Source organism: Finegoldia sp. BIOML-A2, from assembly GCF_009678315.1.
Taxonomy (GTDB): Bacteria; Bacillota; Clostridia; order Tissierellales; family Peptoniphilaceae; genus Finegoldia; species Finegoldia magna.
The window spans coordinates 104,271-121,506 of record NZ_WKZE01000003.1 but is presented as its reverse complement, the minus strand read 5'-3'; the positions used below and the strand labels follow the sequence as shown (position 1 = coordinate 121,506).

The following is a 17,236-nucleotide window of genomic DNA, read 5'->3' as shown; positions in this document are numbered from 1 at the left end:
CATTCTTATTATTTGTCGTATTTTTCGATGTCGTCGATTACTTTACCGATGTATTCGATGGTGTCTTTGAGTGGTTTATCTGTTGTGATGTCTACTCCTGCAGCTTTTGCGATTCCGACAGAATCTTCTGTGGAGCCTAATGCCAATGCTTTAAGCCATCTGTCCGCTGCTGGTTTTCCTTCTTCTACAATCATTTTGGATACTTGTGTTCCGATTGTAAGTCCTGCGGAGTAAGTGTATGGATACAATCCCATGTAGTAGTGAGGTTGTCTCATCCATGTCAATTCTGATCCTTCGTTGATTTCAACGTCTTCTCCCCAGAATTTTTGAAGTGTTTCTTTGAAAATTCTTGACAAATCATCTGCTGTGAATCCTTCTTTTTTATCGATATGAATAACTGGAACGTGTTTTTCAGCTTTCCAATCTCCAGATTGAACTGTTTCTGTGTATTTATACCCCAATTACACTAAACTAATCATTAATTACATCTGGGTTTAGTTCTTCAAGTCGGTTAATGTTTTTATTCAAAAGTATAGACACACAAATGATTAATAAAATTGTTCCACAAATTACAAATAACAGCCCAATTCCTCTGCCATTTCCAACTCCAATGATTTTCCCGATAAAAGTGTCAGATAATTTTCCGCCCTTTACTAAAAGTGGATTGAACACATTATCTGCCAAAAATCCCGCCAAAATAATCGCTATAGGTGTGATGATTTTCATCAAGCAATCCACCAGTGAACCCACTCTTCCAAGCATTTTAGTCTCTATTTTCAATTGCATCAGTGAACCGAAAGTTCCATTAGCATAAGGAGTAGGAATCATAAATAAGAAAAATCCCACAGCAATAACAATCCAGCTGTAATTTATTCCCATTACTATCAATCCAATTGAACAAATTATTAAGCTTAGGAAAATCGATCTTACTTTGTTTTTCTCACTTGGAATTGCGCCAGAAATTACTCCACCTAACACCATTGCAATTCCAGACACAGAATTCACAAGCCCGTAAATTTTTGTGTCATAATTACTCATTACCAACGGACCAACCAAAACCATAGCTATATTTGCCACAAAATTCAATATTGAAAACACGACTATTATTTGTATAAATCCTTGCTTTTGTTTTAACACTTCAAAAGCTATTTTCAAATCACTAACAATTGTCTTAGTGAAGTTAGATTCCTTAACTTCTTCGATTTCTTGCTCGATTTTTTGAGGTAAAATCGTCAAAATAGCGACGAAGAAAGTTACAAAATCAATTGCAAACAATCCCGTCAATCCTATAAATGGAAATAACGCACCTGCAATCAACGGTGCAAGCATATTTTGAATAGCCCTGATAAGTTGCATAAAACCATTCGCTCTTGGAATGTCCTTCTTCTCAACCAAAAGTGGAATCGTCGCATTGAATGCTGGATTTTGAAATGTACCCAAAGTTTGCGACAAGAAAGTCAATGGATACACCATCCACACTTTCATACTTCCCGTCGCAAGTAAAATCATAAGTATAACTTTAAGTACTGCATCAAGTGAATCGGTTAACACTATAATATGTTTTCGTTGTTTTCTGTCTGCCATTGATCCTGCAAATGGCGCAAATATAATACCCGGTAAAATTTGAACTAAAAATGTCATCGCAAAAGTCGTAGCGCTTTTCGTCATCATGAAAATCCACAATGATAATCCAAATGATGATATCCCCGACCCAAGCATCGACACAAATTGTCCAAACCAAACTACCATAAACTTTTTAAATTTTTCGTTCATTAGAATCCCCTATACTGTAATTTCGTTCTTGCTTTTTTCATAAAATGATAGGACACTGCATATAAAAGGATCAAATTCAGCACAATTTTCTTCATATCTGCTTGATTTCCCACAATTATTTTTCTGATTTCTTGTGTTATTGTGAGTTTGTAGCCAAATATCAAAAAAGCTGTCGTGATAAATCCTGTAAATGATGCTACACGTTCGTAAATAAATGTGAGTGCCATGAACAAGAAGAACACGCCATACATGAAAATTAAAGAGAATATTATAGCTACAATCAGATTTGGTTTGAATTGTATTATCCCATTCAATCCATTTCCCGATAAAAATATTACAATCGAAAATAAAATCACAGCTTTTACTAACCAAACGATGCTTCTTTTGAAATAAATCATCGTTATGCTTGTTCTGGATGCAATCATATTAATCATACCGTTGCTTTTGATTTCAAATTCTATGGATTTAACGAGTTCAAACAACACTGTCTGTAACAAATACCATATCAAAAAATACGTGAACGATTCATTGTTCCAATTGTCTGTCGATTTTAGCATAAATGAAACGCCTGCAAGCATGATAATATCCGATATTAGCTTTGAGAAAAATTCTATCTTATAGTTTTTGTTTTCGTCGATGTATTTTCGTAATTCTCCGTATTTATATCCCATACAAATTACCTCTTTTCATGCTTGTTTGAATGTTTTTGTCGTATGAAATTTTGACCAAAACGGACAATACAACAGCTTGTATCAAAAGCTGTATTATCAAATCATATCTCACATTATTCAGTTGTAATTGTGTGAAGATTTCACGAGCGTTGTTAAATGGGAATATCATTTTATTAATAAGTACAAGTGCTTTGTTGTTGACTTTTACTGTAATATCTCCGAAAAACAACATATATGTTTCAGCCAATGCCACAAAACTTCCAAGTCTTTTATATAATAATGTGAAGCTTGATAAGAAAGTGCCTAATTGATAAAGTATGAACACAGACACAACCATCACTAAAATTATTATAGGAATGTGGTTGAATTTCGAATAATCAAAGTCTACTGATACAAATATCAGTGTGAATATCACTATTACTTTTATCGTATTCATCAAACATTCCACTAAATTTCTGTACAAAACTACAGATAGTATCCCTGTTTTTGATTGGACAATTGATATCAGTGTTCTGTCTGTTATTTCGTTTTGTATCAAAAATGTTGGTGATTCAATCGCATAAGTCGCATAATACCACAATATCATCATCAAAAACACGATTTCTTTTTCTTTTACAAACAGCCCATCTATGATGAAAAGTGCCATCAAAAGCACTGCGATGTTTGCAAATATGACGTTGAATTTGTATTTTTTGATTTCTGAGAAATCTCTGTTAAATTCCAATAACAATTTACTAAACATTTGAAATCACCCTGAAGTACACATCTTCTGCATTTAAAGATTCTTTTCTCATACTTATGATGTCACAGTTTTTCAGTAGAAATTCCTTCTCATCTTCATCGTAAACCGACAATATAATTGAATTGTCGGTAAATTCGTATTTCGTTTTCTTCAAATTATCTAGTAGATTTCTGTTGGTGTTTTCTATTTCAATGATGTCTTTTTGTAAGTCTTTCGAATCAAACAACTCTTTTGATGGTTTATCCAATACGATTTTCCCTTCATTTATTAGTATTAATCTGGAGTTGATGTTTTTCATAAATGATAGATCGTGACTTGTGAAGATGACTGTCTTTTGGTCTTCAACTGCTATTTTGTGTAGAAAATTCAACAGAATATTCATGCTATTGATGTCCAATCCGTTGGTAGGTTCATCCAAGCAAATTATGTCGGGATTGGTTAGAAGTGTAACTATGAGTGAAAGTTTTTGACGATTTCCTTGGGATAATTCTGATACTTTTTTGTCTTTGAACTCTGTAAAATCTAGTTTTTCCATCAAATTATGCACTTCATCTTCATTGTAATTAACGTGGTTTAGTCCGAGAAAATACATGATGTTTTCAGTGGCTGTTAAATAATCGTAATATCCTCCACCACTTTCGAGCACAAGTTTGGTGTGTTCTCTGATTTTAGAGTTTTTGTTGGATATATTATCAACCATACATTCTCCTTGATCTTGGTACAATAATCCACACAAAATTTTAATTAGTGTGCTTTTACCGGATCCATTTTTTCCGATAATTGAAACTATTTCGCCCTTTTCTATTTGTAAATTCTCAACGTCAAGTACAGTATTTCCGTCGAACGATTTTTTAATATTATTAAATTGTATATACATTTGTTGCCTCTTATCTATGTAAAATGGCACCGATACCGATGCCAATTATATATTATTTGTCGTATTTTTCGATGTCATCGATTACTTTACCGATGTATTCGATGGTGTCTTTGAGTGGTTTATCTGTTGTGATGTCTACTCCTGCGGCTTTTGCGATTCCGACGGAATCTTGTGTGGAGCCTAGCGCCAATGCTTTAAGCCATCTGTCTGCTGCTGGTTTTCCTTCTTCGACAATCATTTTGGATACTTGTGTTCCGATTGTAAGTCCTGCGGAGTAAGTGTATGGATACAATCCCATGTAGTAGTGAGGTTGTCTCATCCATGTTAATTCTGATCCTTCGTTGATTTCAACGTCTTCTCCCCAGAATTTTTGTAGTGTTTCTTTGAAGATTCTGGACAAATCATCGGCTGTGAATCCTTCTTTCTTATCAATTAATTTGTACACTTCTCTTTGGTAGTATCCTTCGATGAAGTGTGTGACGAAGTTGTGGAAGTAGGTTCTGGAGATTATTTGTCCGGACAAATATCTTCTTTCTTGGTCAGTTGTTGCTTTTTCTAGCAAGTATCTGCTCATGATGAGTTCGTTTGTTGTGGATGGTGATTCCACAAAGTACATTGATGGATCGTTGTCCAACACGTTTTGTGTTTTTTGTGAGATGTAGGATTGTCCTGCATGTCCCAATTCGTGTGACAATACGATGGCTTCTGTTAGTTTGCCAGTCCAAGATATCAACACGTAAGGATGTGCCAAGAATGGCGATGCGCAGAATGCTCCTGTTGATTTTCCGAATGTGTTTACGAAGTCAATCCATTTTTCGTCAAATGCACGATCTAGCATTTTGGAATAATCTTCTCCTAGGATTGAAAGTCCGTCTTTGACCAAATTCCTTGCATCTTCTACTGAAATGTTTTTGGAGAATGAGTTTTCCACATCTAGCTTCAAGTCCATGAATGTAACTTTGTCCAAATCGTATTCTTTTTTAATGATTTGGGCGTATTTTCTCATGTGTTTCGGAAGTTCTTGCATGATTACATCTAGTTGTCTGTCGTACAATTCACGAGAAATGTTTTGTCTGTCTAACAAGAAATCTATAACTGAATCGTATCCTCTTAGTTCACTTTCTGCCTTTTCTGCTTGACAATGTGATAGATAAATCATCGCTGTTGTGTTTTTGTATTTTGCAAGTTCGTTGTAGAACACTTCGTATGATTTTCTTCTCAAATCTGTGTCGGGGTCGTTGTCGTAAACTCCTTCGAACAAATTGTAAGTCATTTCGTATTTTTTGCCATTTACTTCGAAATCAGGGAATGTGATGTCGTGAATTTTAGTTGTGTTGTAGATTTCGTAGAATGAGCTGAATGTTTGCGAGAATTTGCTTATAACATTTTCCACTTCTTTGGATAAGATGTGTTCTTTTTTCTTCAACAAATCGTCGATGTATCTTGTGTTGTTGGTGTCGTTTTTCACTTCTTCAAGTGTTTGTTCGTCAACTTGTACGAGTTCTGTTTCAAAAAAGCTCATTTTGTTTTCGATGTCTGCGATTTTTGTGAATGTCGTCATGGCTCTTTTTTGGGATTTTTCGTTGTGGCCGTCTGCTTCCACATCAAGTGATGCGTAGTGTGCGATGCGGTCGATATTAGCCACGATATCTCTGTAATCGTCCATTGCGTTTTTGATGATGTCTGCTGATTTGAGTTTGTTTTCGTAATTTTTCTTGAAATCATCCGCCATCAAATCAATTGTGTGGACTGCTTTTTCGAATTCTTCTTCTGTTTTATATAATGCAGACAAATCCCACATGTATTGTGGGTCTGCTTCTTCTCTTTTACAATATTTTAGTATATCCATTAGATTGCCCAGTTTCCTTCCTTAAATACTTCTACTTCTTTGCCGTCAGCTGTAGTTCCAACGATTCTCATATCTTCTGAACCAACCATGAAATCCACGTGAATCAATGAATCGTTGATTCCATTTTCCTTCAATTCATCTTCACTCATGTCCACTCCACCTTCTACGCAAGTTGGATAAGCTTGGCCGAATGCAAGGTGACATGATGCGTTTTCGTCGTACAATGTTTTGATGAATGTGACGTTTGATTTGGAAATTGGAGATTCGTAAGGAACAAGAGCCACTTCTCCCAAGTATTTTCCGTTTTCATCAGTATCGAACATATTCTTCAAAGTTTCCTTGCCAATTTCTGCATCGAAATCCACAACTTTTCCATCTTTAAATTCAAATCTCATCTTGTCGATAGTGTTGCCACCGTAATTCAAAGGCTTAGTGCTGTAAACAACGCCGTTTACCTTGTCTTTGTGAGGAGCTGTGAACACTTCTTCTGTTGGAATGTTTGGCACGAAATCATTCCCGTAATTATCTGTGGATTGTGCAGCTATCCACACGTGTCCTTTTGGAAGTTCGATTGTCAAATCAGTTCCCAATGAATTTGTGTAGTGAAGCTTCACGAATTGGTGCTTGTTCATAAACTCTGCGTGTTTGTCCATTGTGTCCAAATGTTCATCCCAAGCTTTGATAGGATCTTCGGTGTCAGAACGTGTCGCCTTGAAGATTTGATCCCACAATTTTTCTACAGCTTCTTTTTCTGAAAGTTCTGGGAACACTCTCTTCGCCCAGCCAACACTTGGAGCTGCTACAACACACCAGCTGTTGATGTCATTCATTGTGTATTTTTGAATTGGTTTCATCTTTTCAGCAAAAACCTTGGATCTCATTTGAACTCTGTCGGGATCCACTCCCTTTAAGTTTTCAGGGTCTTGGCAAGATACAGATATCACCCCTGCCTTTTTTTCAAAATAGTATTTGGATTTTTCAACTAAAAAAGCCGGAACGTCCTTCAACGCTTCTTCTGATGCGTTTTCGTAGTACATTCTGTTGATTTCATCGTCATTCCATTCCATGATAACTTCACTGCAGCCTTTTTCGTAAGCGTATTTTACCAAAAGTCTAGCAAAATCAGCTCTTTCAACCGCACAACGAATTACAAGTGGTCTATCGTTTGCATTGATTCCTTTTTCGATAATTAGTCTTGCGTAATTGTTTAGTTTTTTGTCAAAATTTTCCATATTATTCCTCCTCGTATCACTAATAATATTATATGGTTTTCCCGATTATTTTTCAATTTTATAAAATTAAAATATTTGTAAAATAAGTAAAAATACTGGATTTTGATTGACTTTACATACCCCATATACTAAAATCTAAATATAAATGAAAGGATGAATTTATGATTAAATACGCAATTTTTGATATGGATGGTACTTTGATTAATTCCATGTACAAATGGAACAGAGTTATACTAGATTACATGAAAAATTTGGGAATAACACCAGACGATGATTTTATCAAGAAAATCAAAACCAAAACACTTTTGACATCTATTGATTACATTCACGAAACTTTTGACATCAAAAAAACCACAGACGATGGTTTGAACTTTATATATTACACAATTAGAAACGGATATATGAATGAATTTGATTTGAAACCGGGCGTTTTGGATATGCTCGAAAAGCTAAAATCAATGGGAATTAAAATGTGTGTTGCAACAGCCACAGAAGACCACTTGGCAATTCCCGCTCTTGAAAAACAAGGAATACTTGATTATTTTGAATTCGTACAAACTTGTAAATCGGTAGGCTACCACAAATACGAAGACGAATATTGGAATAGTGCTTTGGAAAAATTGGGCTCTAATGTTGACAACACGATTGTGTTTGAAGATGCGCTTTACTGCATCGACACTGTGGACAAAATGGGATTTAAAATCGTGGGAATAACTGACGAGTCCACTGTTAATGATTATGATATAATTGATGAAAAAGTGGACCAATACATCGAATCATACGATGATTTGGACTACGATTTGTTTAAATAGGAGTTTGTATGAATAAAATAATTTATATGTTCATATTGTCCATGCTTCCTGTTTTGGAAATCAGAGGGTCGATGATTTACGCACTTGCAAATAACATTAACCCTGCATTAGCGTTCTTCTTGTCTGTGATTGGCAACATATTGCCAATACCATTTTTGATTTTGTTGACACAAAAAGTCCTACAATGGTTGGATACAATCGACACTTTCAAACCATTTGTGGATTGGATTAACAAAAAAGCACAAGAAAAAAGCAAGACAATCGACAAGTACGGAAGACTAGGACTCTACATTTTGGTGGCGATTCCACTTCCTGGAACAGGCGCTTGGACTGGCGCATTGGTGGCATCATTCTTGGGATTAACTCCCAAAAAAAGTATGCTTCCCATAACACTTGGAGTCATCACAGCAGGAACTATCGTGATGCTTTCAACAATGGGTGTGTTAAATGTAATTAAGTAAGGTGTGAAATCTCACACCTTTTTTTGTTTTGGGGTATAATAATATCAAAGAGAGGTGTGCTGCAAATGAAAAAGAAAAAGTTTTCAATAGTTAAAATACTACTACTATGTCTTGTGGTATTTATAGCTGGAAAATGGATTATAGCTGTTCCCGTTCAAAGACATTATGGATACAAAAAGTTGTACAAATACATGGAAGTTCAAGGGATAAAAAAAGATAACATAAAAGAGATAACATCTTTTAAAAACTATCTGGATGGTTCTTATAATTACAAAGTTAAATTAAAGGATCCTGAAGGATACTCAATTAACTATATTTATACTCATTATAAAGAAATCATGGTGTATTCAATAGAATATAATTTAAATGGCAAATATAAGTCATTAGATGTCAATGAAAGAAAAAAATTCAAATACCCTCCTTTGCCTTTTGATTGGGAAGATAAGTTAACAAATAATAAATAAAAATTACCTAGATTTTGAAGTGAACCACCAACCAAAATTTTGTGGTTCACTTTTATTCTAGGCAATTTCTAATTCTGTTCTTTTTGTTTGTTCAAATACAAATACGCCAACACTATTATTCCCACCGAGAATAAAATCATCATTCTTTCGTCTTTATTTCCCGATTCTGGGAGTTTTTCATCGACGTGTTCTTTCTTTTCTACCACAAGGGATTTCTTAGACAAATCACTTTGTGACAATACTACATCGAACTCACGCACTTGTCCTTCTTTTAATATAACTCCTCCGACTCCGTTTTCTGTCAATCTATCTTCGTTATTTACAGTAAGAACGTAGTTTCCCGGAAACAAATTGTCGAATACTACTTTTCCTTCTTTATTTGTGTACTGGAATGCATACATATCTGTTCTTCTGTCTTTTAATGAAACCAGAACTTTTTCTTGTGGTTTGTCGGCTTTTTTCACGTTGATTATAAGTGCTGATTCGAACTCTTTTTTGATTTGTTCGTCTATTTGTGAACTATAAATAGATTCTTCTGAATTTGGATTAATCTCAATGTCATTGATTTTGAAATTGTCATGTTTTTCAAAATATTCACTCATTTTGTCCACGTACACCTGATATTTTCCAGGATCTTCTACTTCAAAATACGCATAACCAAACATATCGGTTTTTGACAAGTATTCTTTTGTATCCGATTGCAATCTGACATCTATTTCTTTCAGGGCAACAGCGTATTTGTCTGTTATTCTATAAGTTATTTTGTATTTCTTGTCCTTGTCCTCTCTTGTCTTGGCAATCAAAGTTTTGGAATTATCGGTGTTATTTTCAAGTAATACTTTTTGTTCATCGAAGAAATATCCCGACGGAGCAGACACTACCTTCACGGAATGTTCTGATGGTGCAAGCTTATAAAATTGTGCTTCTCCTTTTTCATCTGTCTGATTTTCTCGAGATTTGCCAGTCTGAAGATCAGTTACTATTATCTCAACTTTCGGTATTGGTTTGCTTTTTTTGTCCAATACGGTAATTTTTAATATAGCATTATCTTCGTCCATCGCTTGTTTTACTGCAAATGATAAGTTAGTTTTAAAGTTTTGCATAATTTTCTTGCTGACACTATCATTTTGTCCTCTATTTGGATTGATTATATTGTCTATTTTATCTATTTCTGATGCTGTGGCGATTTGAGGTATCATAATTATCACCACTAAAACAAATAGTAGTTTTTTCAAAATTTTCATAACACTTCTCCTATTTAATAATATATCATAAAAGAAGCGTTTTTTCCCAATTTTAGACAAAAAAAGTCACACGAAATATCGTGCGACTTTTCTTACTCTATTTGATCAATTCTTTTACAACTGATTCACTTATTGAGTTTTCTCCACCAAATACATTAACTTTTTCAAATTTTGATTCTTGGAAAGCTTGTTTTGTAGCTTCTGGAATTTCATTTGCTTCTGCTAATAATATTGGGCAATCAATAGAGCCTATTACTAAGCTGTCTGCTGGAACTGTTCCGTTTGCGATGTTAACTTCTACTCTATCTTTGAAGCCATATTCGTAAATCTTCTTCGCTGTTTCGTAACGGTTTGCTCCTGCTATTCTTGTAGGGTTTGGAAGTTTGTTTTCTACTTCTTTAGAGATTGTCTTTTCTCCACCTACAATTATTACTTCTTCAATTTGTTTCAATACTTCTTGTGTTGCTTTTGGTATGTTGTTTGGTTGTACAAGTAGTATTGGCATGTTGTTTTTGTTAGCTAGTGGCGCTACTGTTAATGCGTCTGCGAATACTTCTCCGCTTGCTATTACAGCTTTTTTAGTTCCTGTAAGCTTGATTACTTCTTGTGCAATCTTTGCACTTGTTTCATAACGATTAGCTCCTGCTATTGTTCTAACGTTGTATTGTGATAGGCTGTCTTTTGTTTTATCTACTGATTTTTCTCCACCTATTACGATTACATTCTTAGCTCCTAATCTCTTGATTTCTTGTGCTACTACTGAATCTAATTGATCTTTTTGTACAAGTAGGATTGGTGCTTTTAATTGTTTTGATAATGCTGATGCTGATAAGCTGTCTGCGAATTGTTCGTAGTTTGCTATGATTACTGTTTCAGCAGATTCGTAGTATTTCTTGGATACTTCTACTGATGTTTGAATTCTGTCAGCTCCTGCAACTCTTGTTGTAGTTTTTTGTTGTTCAGCTGGTGTGCTTGGAGTTGTTGTTCCAGGTACGCTTGGTGTTGGTGTTACTGTACCAGGTTGATCTGGTGTTGTTCCTGGGTTATCTTTGCCTGGATCTTTTGGATCTTCCTTGCCAGGTTTATCTGGTGTTGTTGGATCTTCTTTGCCAGGTTTATCTGGTTTTGTTGGATCTTCTTTGCCAGGTTTATCTGGTGTTGTTGGATCTTCTTTTCCTGGTTTTCCAGCTTCTTTTATCTTAGCTATTTCAGCTTCGATTTCTTTAGCTAATTTGTCAACTTCTTCTTGAGTTGCATCTTCTTTCTTAACTAAATCTTCAGCTTTTTGTATCAAATCTTGTAATGCTTTTTCTTGTTGTTCGTTAAGTTTATAATCATCTTTCTTCTTCAACAATTCTTCTGCATCTTCTTTTTGACCGACAAGTTTTTTCTTATCAACTTTCTTAGCTTCTTTTTCTTTAATGTTAGCTAAAGCTTCTTTTAATTTGTTGTTGATTTCATCAACCTTGTCTTGTGGTTGTTGTTCAGCAATAGCTTTTCTTGCTTGTTCAATCAAATCTTTAAGTTCAGCTAATTGTTCATCAGTCACTTCGTATTTTTCAGGAACTTCTACTATTGAATGTGCTTTTAATAAGTTGTTCAATAAGTCTGTTGTATCAACTGGATCTTTTACGTTAGGATCTTTTCTGTTGATTACAACTTCTTCGATTGTTTCGTTTCCTGCATCGTCGTATGCTTTGATTTGGAATTTGTTTTCGCCGATTTCCAATGGAACTTCTATTTCGAATTCTCCGTCAACGCCTTCTTCAAGTTCGAAGGCATCCCAAGTTTTGTCTATTCTTGAAAGCATTGATTCGTTAAGATACATTTCCAAATAAGTCATGTTTTCATGACCTTTTACTTTGATTTTAGCTGTTGGAGCTTTTTCATCTTCGCGTTCTACAGTGTATTCAACTGTTGGAGCAACGTAGTCTTTTCTGATTCTTCTGATAATAGTATCTTCAAGTTTACGTCCTTCGATGTTTTGTCCTGTAACTTTTAGTTGCAATTCGTAAACAAATCCATCTTCCAATCCAGAAATGTCTAATTCGTGATCAAATACGAAATTGCCATCTTTATCTTTGTTAACTTTGATTTCTTGAACTTCAGTTCCTTCAACTTGTTTACCATCTTTAGTGATAGTTAATGTTAACTTGTCTAATTGGTCAATGTGAGTAACATTACCTTGTACGTGAATCTTCTTGTAAGATTCTGGGTTTTCTTTGTCTTCGTATTTACCAAATGCTGCATAGTAATCAGGGTTTTGAACAGTGATTACAGGCATTGTGTAAACTGGTTTTTCTGGTTTTTCTTCTGGTTGAGTTGGCTTATCATCTGGTTTTTCTTCACCTTTTACAATAACTGGAATTGTGTAGTAAATTTCCTTGTCGCCAATTTTAACCTTTACTTTTATTTCATATTGACCAGGTTCTTTTGTATCAACATTCTTAATTATTCTAACTTTTGCGTCTTCTGGTAAGAAGTCAAGGTGTTCTTTTATTTGTTCTGTTTTAAGAGTCTTATCCCCAACTTTTAATTCAATTGGTTTGATTGCTTCAACTTTAACTTTAATATAGTAATAAGTTTCAACTCCATCAACAGTAACTGCCGCTGTAATCGTAAATTCTCCAGCTTTTTCAGTGGATTTAAGAGTGTTTTCAATATATTCAGGTTCTTTTATTTCAACCTTCGCACCTTCTGGTAATCCAACTAGATGTTTCTTAACTTCTTCTACTGTAGGCATTGGGTCATTTACTCTCAATGTCATATCTGTTGTTTTGATATCATGATCAGTCACACCCGTGTCAACATTTTCTCCAGCGACATTTCTTGAGTTATCCCAAGCGTAAATGCTTAGGTTAGCCAAGTCAAATCCTTCAGCTATTTCGAATGTATAAGAGTAATCTCTTACTATTCCAACGTCTTTGAATTGATCATCTCTTCTAACTTCTTGTTCGTACCATTGACCAGTTTTAGTGTTTTCGTATCCTACGCTAAATACACCTGCTAAGTTATCTTTTGCAGTTACAGTTATAGTTCTGTTATCTGCATTGTATTTGTAGCTTAATTTCGGTGCTGTATTGTCTAACAATATGTTGTATTGATATTTTTGTTCCTTAGCATCTTTGTAATCAACGTGTCCTGTGATTTTATAGATGTATTGTCCTTCATCAACAGGTTTTCCGTTTTGATCTTTGAAATCCCAAGCTGCTCCTCCAGGAACGTATTCGAAGTTCCATTTACCATTGTCTTTGTACAATCCATTTACTTTTAGAAGAATTGGGTCGATGAATAAGTTTCTCAATGTGTTGCCATCTTTGTCTAAGATGTCGTATTTTACATCAAGAGCGTTTCTCATAATTGTGATTACTGGTGCAACTTCTGAGTTTAATTTTTCGTCATCACGTGAATTAACGAATACAGTTGGTTTGCCATCGACATTCCAAGCATTCCAGTAGTTCCATCCGCCTTCTTTTCCTCTTCTCATAAATCCTGATTTATCTATTCCACCATTATCATATACTAGTGGTTTGTAGTTGACATCGTCGCTGAAATCAGGCATGTTGTCCAAGAATTGTGGTTCTGACCAATCGCCCTTGAATCCAGTGTAAGGAACTGAAAGTGTAGGGTTAGTTTTGGATTCAAACATTACATATCCTTGTGCAAATTGATTCTTGTCAATTCCTTTTGTAGATATTGTTGCTTTGTATTCAAATTCACTGTTAGCTTTTACTGTAACTTGTGGTAATTCTTTTTCTTCTGCAACAGATGAATGTTCTGTGTATCTTCCATCTTTAACTTCATCTTTTAATGAGATGTATCTTGGTGTAAATGTGATGTCATTTTTAGAGTAGTTTTTCAATTTGAATGTTGCATTAAATTGTTCTCCAACTTCTCCAAGTTCTAGTTTACCGTCTTCTTTGTCGTCTTTTCCACCTGTAGCTGTAACAGTTGCATTTGTCTTAACTACATTTTCAAGGTTAACAAGACCTGCACCTTGTTGTTTTGGTGTGTACAATGAAGCTGAAGCACCTTTTACTTCTTTGTCTTCTATAGGAGTTGCTGTGTTCATCATAACCAAAACTGTCAAGTATTCTTGGATTGGGTCTGGTTTTCCATCAGCAGTTCTCTTTAACCAACCATCTTTGTACAATCTTTGCATTACTAATGCACTTGCACCTGCAACTTGTGGAGTTGCCATTGATGTACCACTCATCATAGTGTATTTATCTTCATTTATTGTTGAGTAGATTTGTCCACCAACACCTGCGATATCTGGTTTTAATCTCAAATCAGGAGTAATTCCCCAAGATGAGAACTCACTCATTTGTTCGCCTTTTGGATTCTTAATAGAATGTACTGGAGTGATGTTGATTTGTTGTTGTGGGTTATCTATTAATAGTTTTTTTAAATATTCTCCATCTTTGTTACTAATGAATACTGAAGGAAATTCCTTATTTTCCATTCCAGACATAAATGACAAGTTGTTGCCTTCTGGAGAGTTGTAAATTATAATACCAGCTGCACCTTTTGTTTTTGCTAATTGAGCTTTATCATTAAAGGATCCGTCTCCCCTCATTGCAAGAACGATTTTATCTTTTACATCTTCGTCTTTTACATTATTTTTTTGGTAATCTTTATCAGAATTTCCTAATCCAACATAAACGTATGGTTTCTTTCCTGTTGTTGTCTTTTCGTTTTCGCCTTCTGCGGTACCTGCTGAGATGTCAGGTTGTCCTTCAACTTCTACAACTCTTCCTCTCATTTTTATGTTTTCCATTGATGCTACTGCATAAGATGGATCTGCAACTGCAGGGTGTCCTGTAGTACCAAAGTCAGGGTTTATCGCTAAGTTAGTCTTGCCTTCGCCACCCCAGTTTGTAACACGGTCATTACCCATGGCAACTGCGCATACAACTCCGGCAGCTTTAGCTTTATTGAATGCTTCGTTTGTTGGAGACACGCCATCTCTACTATAACCTGATCCCATTCCCAAACTCATGTTCAATACATCTGCACCAAGTTTTACTGAATCGTCAATCGCTTTCAACCATACTTCTTCGTAAACTGTAGATACTAATGCATCGTTGCTGAATACCTTCATCGCTAATAATTGTGCGTTTGGTGCTACACCCCTTACTCCTTCATTTTCTGCATCACCATTTGCAGCAACTATACCAGCTACGTGCATTCCGTGGTATCCACCGATACCAGAATCTCTAATTTCTTGTGATTCGTCAGCGTAGTTGTATCCATAAGGTACTTTATTGCTGTACCATTTACCTTTTAATCTATTTTCTTTAATTACTTTATTAACTTCGTCTTCGCTGTTATACTTTGAATTAACATCAGGAGATAATTTCATATCTTTGTGAGATGGATCTACACCAGTATCTATAATACTAATTAACATTCCTTGTCCTGAGAAATCGTATTGATCCCACAAAGTATCAGCCTTAATCATTCCTGGAGCTGAAGCCAAGTTTGAAGACGCTCCTCCTTTTGGTCTTTCAGCCTTCATTTGAGTTGTGACTTTTTTAACTCCTGGTTGTTTTCTCAATTTGTCGATGTCTTTTGCTTTAACTTTAGCTGAGAAACCTGTGATAACTGCAGAAAATTCATCTTCTTTGTCAACTTTAACGTTTTCTTTGTTAAGTTTAGTTTTGATGTTTTCTGAAGTTTTCTTTACATCTGCTTCAGATGCCTTCACAGCTTTTGAGAATCTCGCGCTCTTTACGTTTGGTTCTCTTTCGATAGCAGCCTTGTCACTAGTTTCTACGATAACTTTGACTTCTTCGTCTGCCTTTACGCCTTGTTCTTGAAGTTTAGCATATGTAGTGCTGTCTGTTTGATTAGTTGCGAATGTCGTTGCACTCGGCAATACCAATGAAAACAATAACACACCAGCTAAAAACTTTTTGGAATATGGTTTCATATTTCCCTCCTACTTTTTTATACGCAAAAACGGCAAAATTATTTGCTTTTTGCTCATAACATAATTTTACTTAACTACATAGTAAATGTCAATCTATTTTTGAATTTCTTATTTTATAAATATACTTCTATCGTTTTCATTCATTTTTTTGTTACGATTTATTTAGTTTGTAAATTTCCTTGTTTTGTTTGGACAAATTACTGATAATATTTATTGTTCATTGTTTTTTTATTATTTAATTGAATAATAATGTGTAAAACGTGCCTTTTTGTTACATTATTTTTCAAAAATATTTTTTCAAACAAATTTTATTATGAAATCTGTTACCATAATTTTTTCATAATTTGTTACTATCAACCACCACACAAATACTCTATAATATATATGAGGAGGATTAAATGAATACTAGAAAAATTACTACAACTGCGATTTTCATCGCGCTTACGGCTTTTTTCACGATGGTAATCAAAATCCCAGTGTCACCTGCGATGGGCTATGTTAATCTTGGAGACTTCATTATATTATTATCCACTGTCGCATTTGGACCAGTTATAGGAATGATTTCCGCTGCGTTTGGCTCAAGTTTAGCGGATTTGTTGCTTGGTTATGCAGCGTTTGCACCTTTTACATTCGTTGTCAAGGGTTTGATGGCTCTTGTAATGGGATTGTTCTTGAAGAAAGTCAACAATCAAAAAACATCCACCGTTCTAATTGCTGGAATTATTTGCGAATTGGTGATGGTCGTGGGATATTACTTCACATCTGTAATTCTTTACGGAAACAAAACGGCAATCGCTACAATTCTTCCAAACTCAGTCCAAGCCGCTGTGAACTTCATTATTTTCGCGCTTATTTGGAAGAGATTTTTGAAAATAACTAAATCTATATTGAAAGACTAGGGAGTATTTTATGAAGAAATTATTAATACCTTTGTCTTATTTAGCACAAATTATTGTATTAATCGGACTGATATTTTTTGATGGATTCGGTCAACAAGGTTTTGTTTTGTTGTATTTGATTCCGTTCGCTATTTTGAATTTGGCGCTACGAAATCAAATATCCAACAAAAATCTCAGATTATTGCATGTTATAATCAATGTTATATCAATTTTCGCGTTTGCGATTTTAATGATATTATCATTTGTTTTCCCAGTTTCAAACAAATAAATTATTCTA

14 protein-coding genes are annotated in these 17,236 nt (G+C 34.8%); 5 read left to right on the top strand and 9 right to left on the bottom strand.

Annotated features, from left to right (window positions below; genetic code table 11):
* Window positions 1–8: 8 nt before the first annotated feature.
* From GKF99_RS04680 to GKF99_RS04650, 7 genes are read right to left on the bottom strand one after another with little or no spacing between them, the layout of a single operon-like run.
* Window positions 9–461 (bottom strand): M3 family metallopeptidase, encoded by a 453-nt coding sequence (locus GKF99_RS04680; protein WP_227930593.1) that lies wholly within the window; start codon window positions 459–461, stop codon window positions 9–11.
* A 10-nt stretch (window positions 462–471) separates the two neighbouring features.
* Window positions 472–1,773, bottom strand: a complete 1,302-nt coding sequence (locus GKF99_RS04675) for an MFS transporter (RefSeq protein WP_154255035.1) — start codon at window positions 1,771–1,773, stop codon at window positions 472–474.
* Window positions 1,773–2,444, bottom strand: coding sequence for an antibiotic ABC transporter permease (locus GKF99_RS04670; protein ID WP_154255036.1), 672 nt, complete (start codon window positions 2,442–2,444; stop codon window positions 1,773–1,775). Before GKF99_RS04670 ends, GKF99_RS04675 begins: the two co-directional genes overlap by 1 nt.
* Entirely contained in the window at window positions 2,434–3,186 is a 753-nt protein-coding gene (locus GKF99_RS04665; RefSeq protein WP_154255037.1) for an antibiotic ABC transporter permease, read from the bottom strand. The genes GKF99_RS04670 and GKF99_RS04665 overlap by 11 nt, the downstream gene beginning before the upstream one ends.
* A complete protein-coding gene (locus GKF99_RS04660; RefSeq protein WP_154255038.1) occupies window positions 3,179–4,063 on the bottom strand; it encodes an ABC transporter ATP-binding protein in 885 nt (294 codons plus the stop codon). Before GKF99_RS04660 ends, GKF99_RS04665 begins: the two co-directional genes overlap by 8 nt.
* Before the next feature lie 52 nt (window positions 4,064–4,115).
* Complete coding sequence (pepF, locus tag GKF99_RS04655) at window positions 4,116–5,912, bottom strand: oligoendopeptidase F (protein ID WP_154272765.1); 1,797 nt, start codon at window positions 5,910–5,912, stop codon at window positions 4,116–4,118.
* Window positions 5,912–7,144: an aminopeptidase gene (locus tag GKF99_RS04650; protein ID WP_154271768.1), complete on the bottom strand. Its 1,233-nt coding sequence runs from the start codon at window positions 7,142–7,144 to the stop codon at window positions 5,912–5,914. The genes pepF and GKF99_RS04650 overlap by 1 nt, the downstream gene beginning before the upstream one ends.
* 161 nt (window positions 7,145–7,305) lie before the next feature.
* Here GKF99_RS04650 and GKF99_RS04645 point away from each other — a divergent pair, with 161 nt between their 5' ends.
* The 3 genes from GKF99_RS04645 (at window position 7,306) to GKF99_RS04635 (ending at window position 8,881) form a co-directional block, all read left to right on the top strand.
* Entirely contained in the window at window positions 7,306–7,956 is a 651-nt protein-coding gene (locus GKF99_RS04645; protein ID WP_154272764.1) for an HAD family phosphatase, read from the top strand.
* 8 nt (window positions 7,957–7,964) lie between these two features.
* Window positions 7,965–8,417, top strand: a complete 453-nt coding sequence (locus tag GKF99_RS04640; RefSeq protein WP_094206602.1) for a small multi-drug export protein — start codon at window positions 7,965–7,967, stop codon at window positions 8,415–8,417.
* Between the two features lie 65 nt (window positions 8,418–8,482).
* A complete protein-coding gene (locus GKF99_RS04635) occupies window positions 8,483–8,881 on the top strand; it encodes a DUF3139 domain-containing protein (protein WP_094206601.1) in 399 nt (132 codons plus the stop codon).
* Window positions 8,882–8,949: 68 nt separating this feature from the next.
* On the opposite strand, the gene GKF99_RS04630 is transcribed toward GKF99_RS04635, so the two are convergent.
* Window positions 8,950–10,125: a carboxypeptidase-like regulatory domain-containing protein gene (locus tag GKF99_RS04630; protein WP_154271766.1), complete on the bottom strand. Its 1,176-nt coding sequence runs from the start codon at window positions 10,123–10,125 to the stop codon at window positions 8,950–8,952.
* Between the two features lie 97 nt (window positions 10,126–10,222).
* The gene (locus tag GKF99_RS04625) at window positions 10,223–16,060 is read right to left on the bottom strand and encodes a cell wall-binding repeat-containing protein (protein WP_154272763.1); all 5,838 of its coding nucleotides are present in this window, start codon (window positions 16,058–16,060) and stop codon (window positions 10,223–10,225) included.
* A 398-nt stretch (window positions 16,061–16,458) separates the two neighbouring features.
* On the opposite strand from GKF99_RS04625, the gene GKF99_RS04620 reads away from it, so the two are divergent.
* Window positions 16,459–16,959 carry an ECF transporter S component gene (locus GKF99_RS04620; RefSeq protein WP_154272762.1) on the top strand — a complete coding sequence of 167 codons (501 nt, stop codon included), beginning with the start codon at window positions 16,459–16,461 and terminating at the stop codon, window positions 16,957–16,959.
* Between the two features lie 10 nt (window positions 16,960–16,969).
* Window positions 16,970–17,227 carry a hypothetical protein gene (locus GKF99_RS04615; RefSeq protein WP_154272761.1) on the top strand — a complete coding sequence of 86 codons (258 nt, stop codon included), beginning with the start codon at window positions 16,970–16,972 and terminating at the stop codon, window positions 17,225–17,227.
* Window positions 17,228–17,236: the final 9 nt, after the last annotated feature.

Excerpts from the sequence above, each read along its gene's own strand:
- GKF99_RS04675 (WP_154255035.1), bottom strand. The coding sequence starts at position 1,773 with ATGAACGAAAAATTTAAAAAGTTTATGGTAGTTTGGTTTGGACAATTT.
- GKF99_RS04630 (WP_154271766.1), bottom strand. The coding sequence starts at position 10,125 with ATGAAAATTTTGAAAAAACTACTATTTGTTTTAGTGGTGATAATTATG.
- GKF99_RS04660 (WP_154255038.1), bottom strand. The coding sequence starts at position 4,063 with ATGTATATACAATTTAATAATATTAAAAAATCGTTCGACGGAAATACT.
- GKF99_RS04665 (WP_154255037.1), bottom strand. The coding sequence starts at position 3,186 with ATGTTTAGTAAATTGTTATTGGAATTTAACAGAGATTTCTCAGAAATC.
- GKF99_RS04625 (WP_154272763.1), bottom strand. The coding sequence starts at position 16,060 with ATGAAACCATATTCCAAAAAGTTTTTAGCTGGTGTGTTATTGTTTTCA.
- GKF99_RS04640 (WP_094206602.1), top strand. The coding sequence starts at position 7,965 with ATGAATAAAATAATTTATATGTTCATATTGTCCATGCTTCCTGTTTTG.
- GKF99_RS04650 (WP_154271768.1), bottom strand. The coding sequence starts at position 7,144 with ATGGAAAATTTTGACAAAAAACTAAACAATTACGCAAGACTAATTATC.
- pepF (WP_154272765.1), bottom strand. The coding sequence starts at position 5,912 with ATGGATATACTAAAATATTGTAAAAGAGAAGAAGCAGACCCACAATAC.
- GKF99_RS04620 (WP_154272762.1), top strand. The coding sequence starts at position 16,459 with ATGAATACTAGAAAAATTACTACAACTGCGATTTTCATCGCGCTTACG.
- GKF99_RS04615 (WP_154272761.1), top strand. The coding sequence starts at position 16,970 with ATGAAGAAATTATTAATACCTTTGTCTTATTTAGCACAAATTATTGTA.
- GKF99_RS04670 (WP_154255036.1), bottom strand. The coding sequence starts at position 2,444 with ATGGGATATAAATACGGAGAATTACGAAAATACATCGACGAAAACAAA.
- GKF99_RS04645 (WP_154272764.1), top strand. The coding sequence starts at position 7,306 with ATGATTAAATACGCAATTTTTGATATGGATGGTACTTTGATTAATTCC.
- GKF99_RS04635 (WP_094206601.1), top strand. The coding sequence starts at position 8,483 with ATGAAAAAGAAAAAGTTTTCAATAGTTAAAATACTACTACTATGTCTT.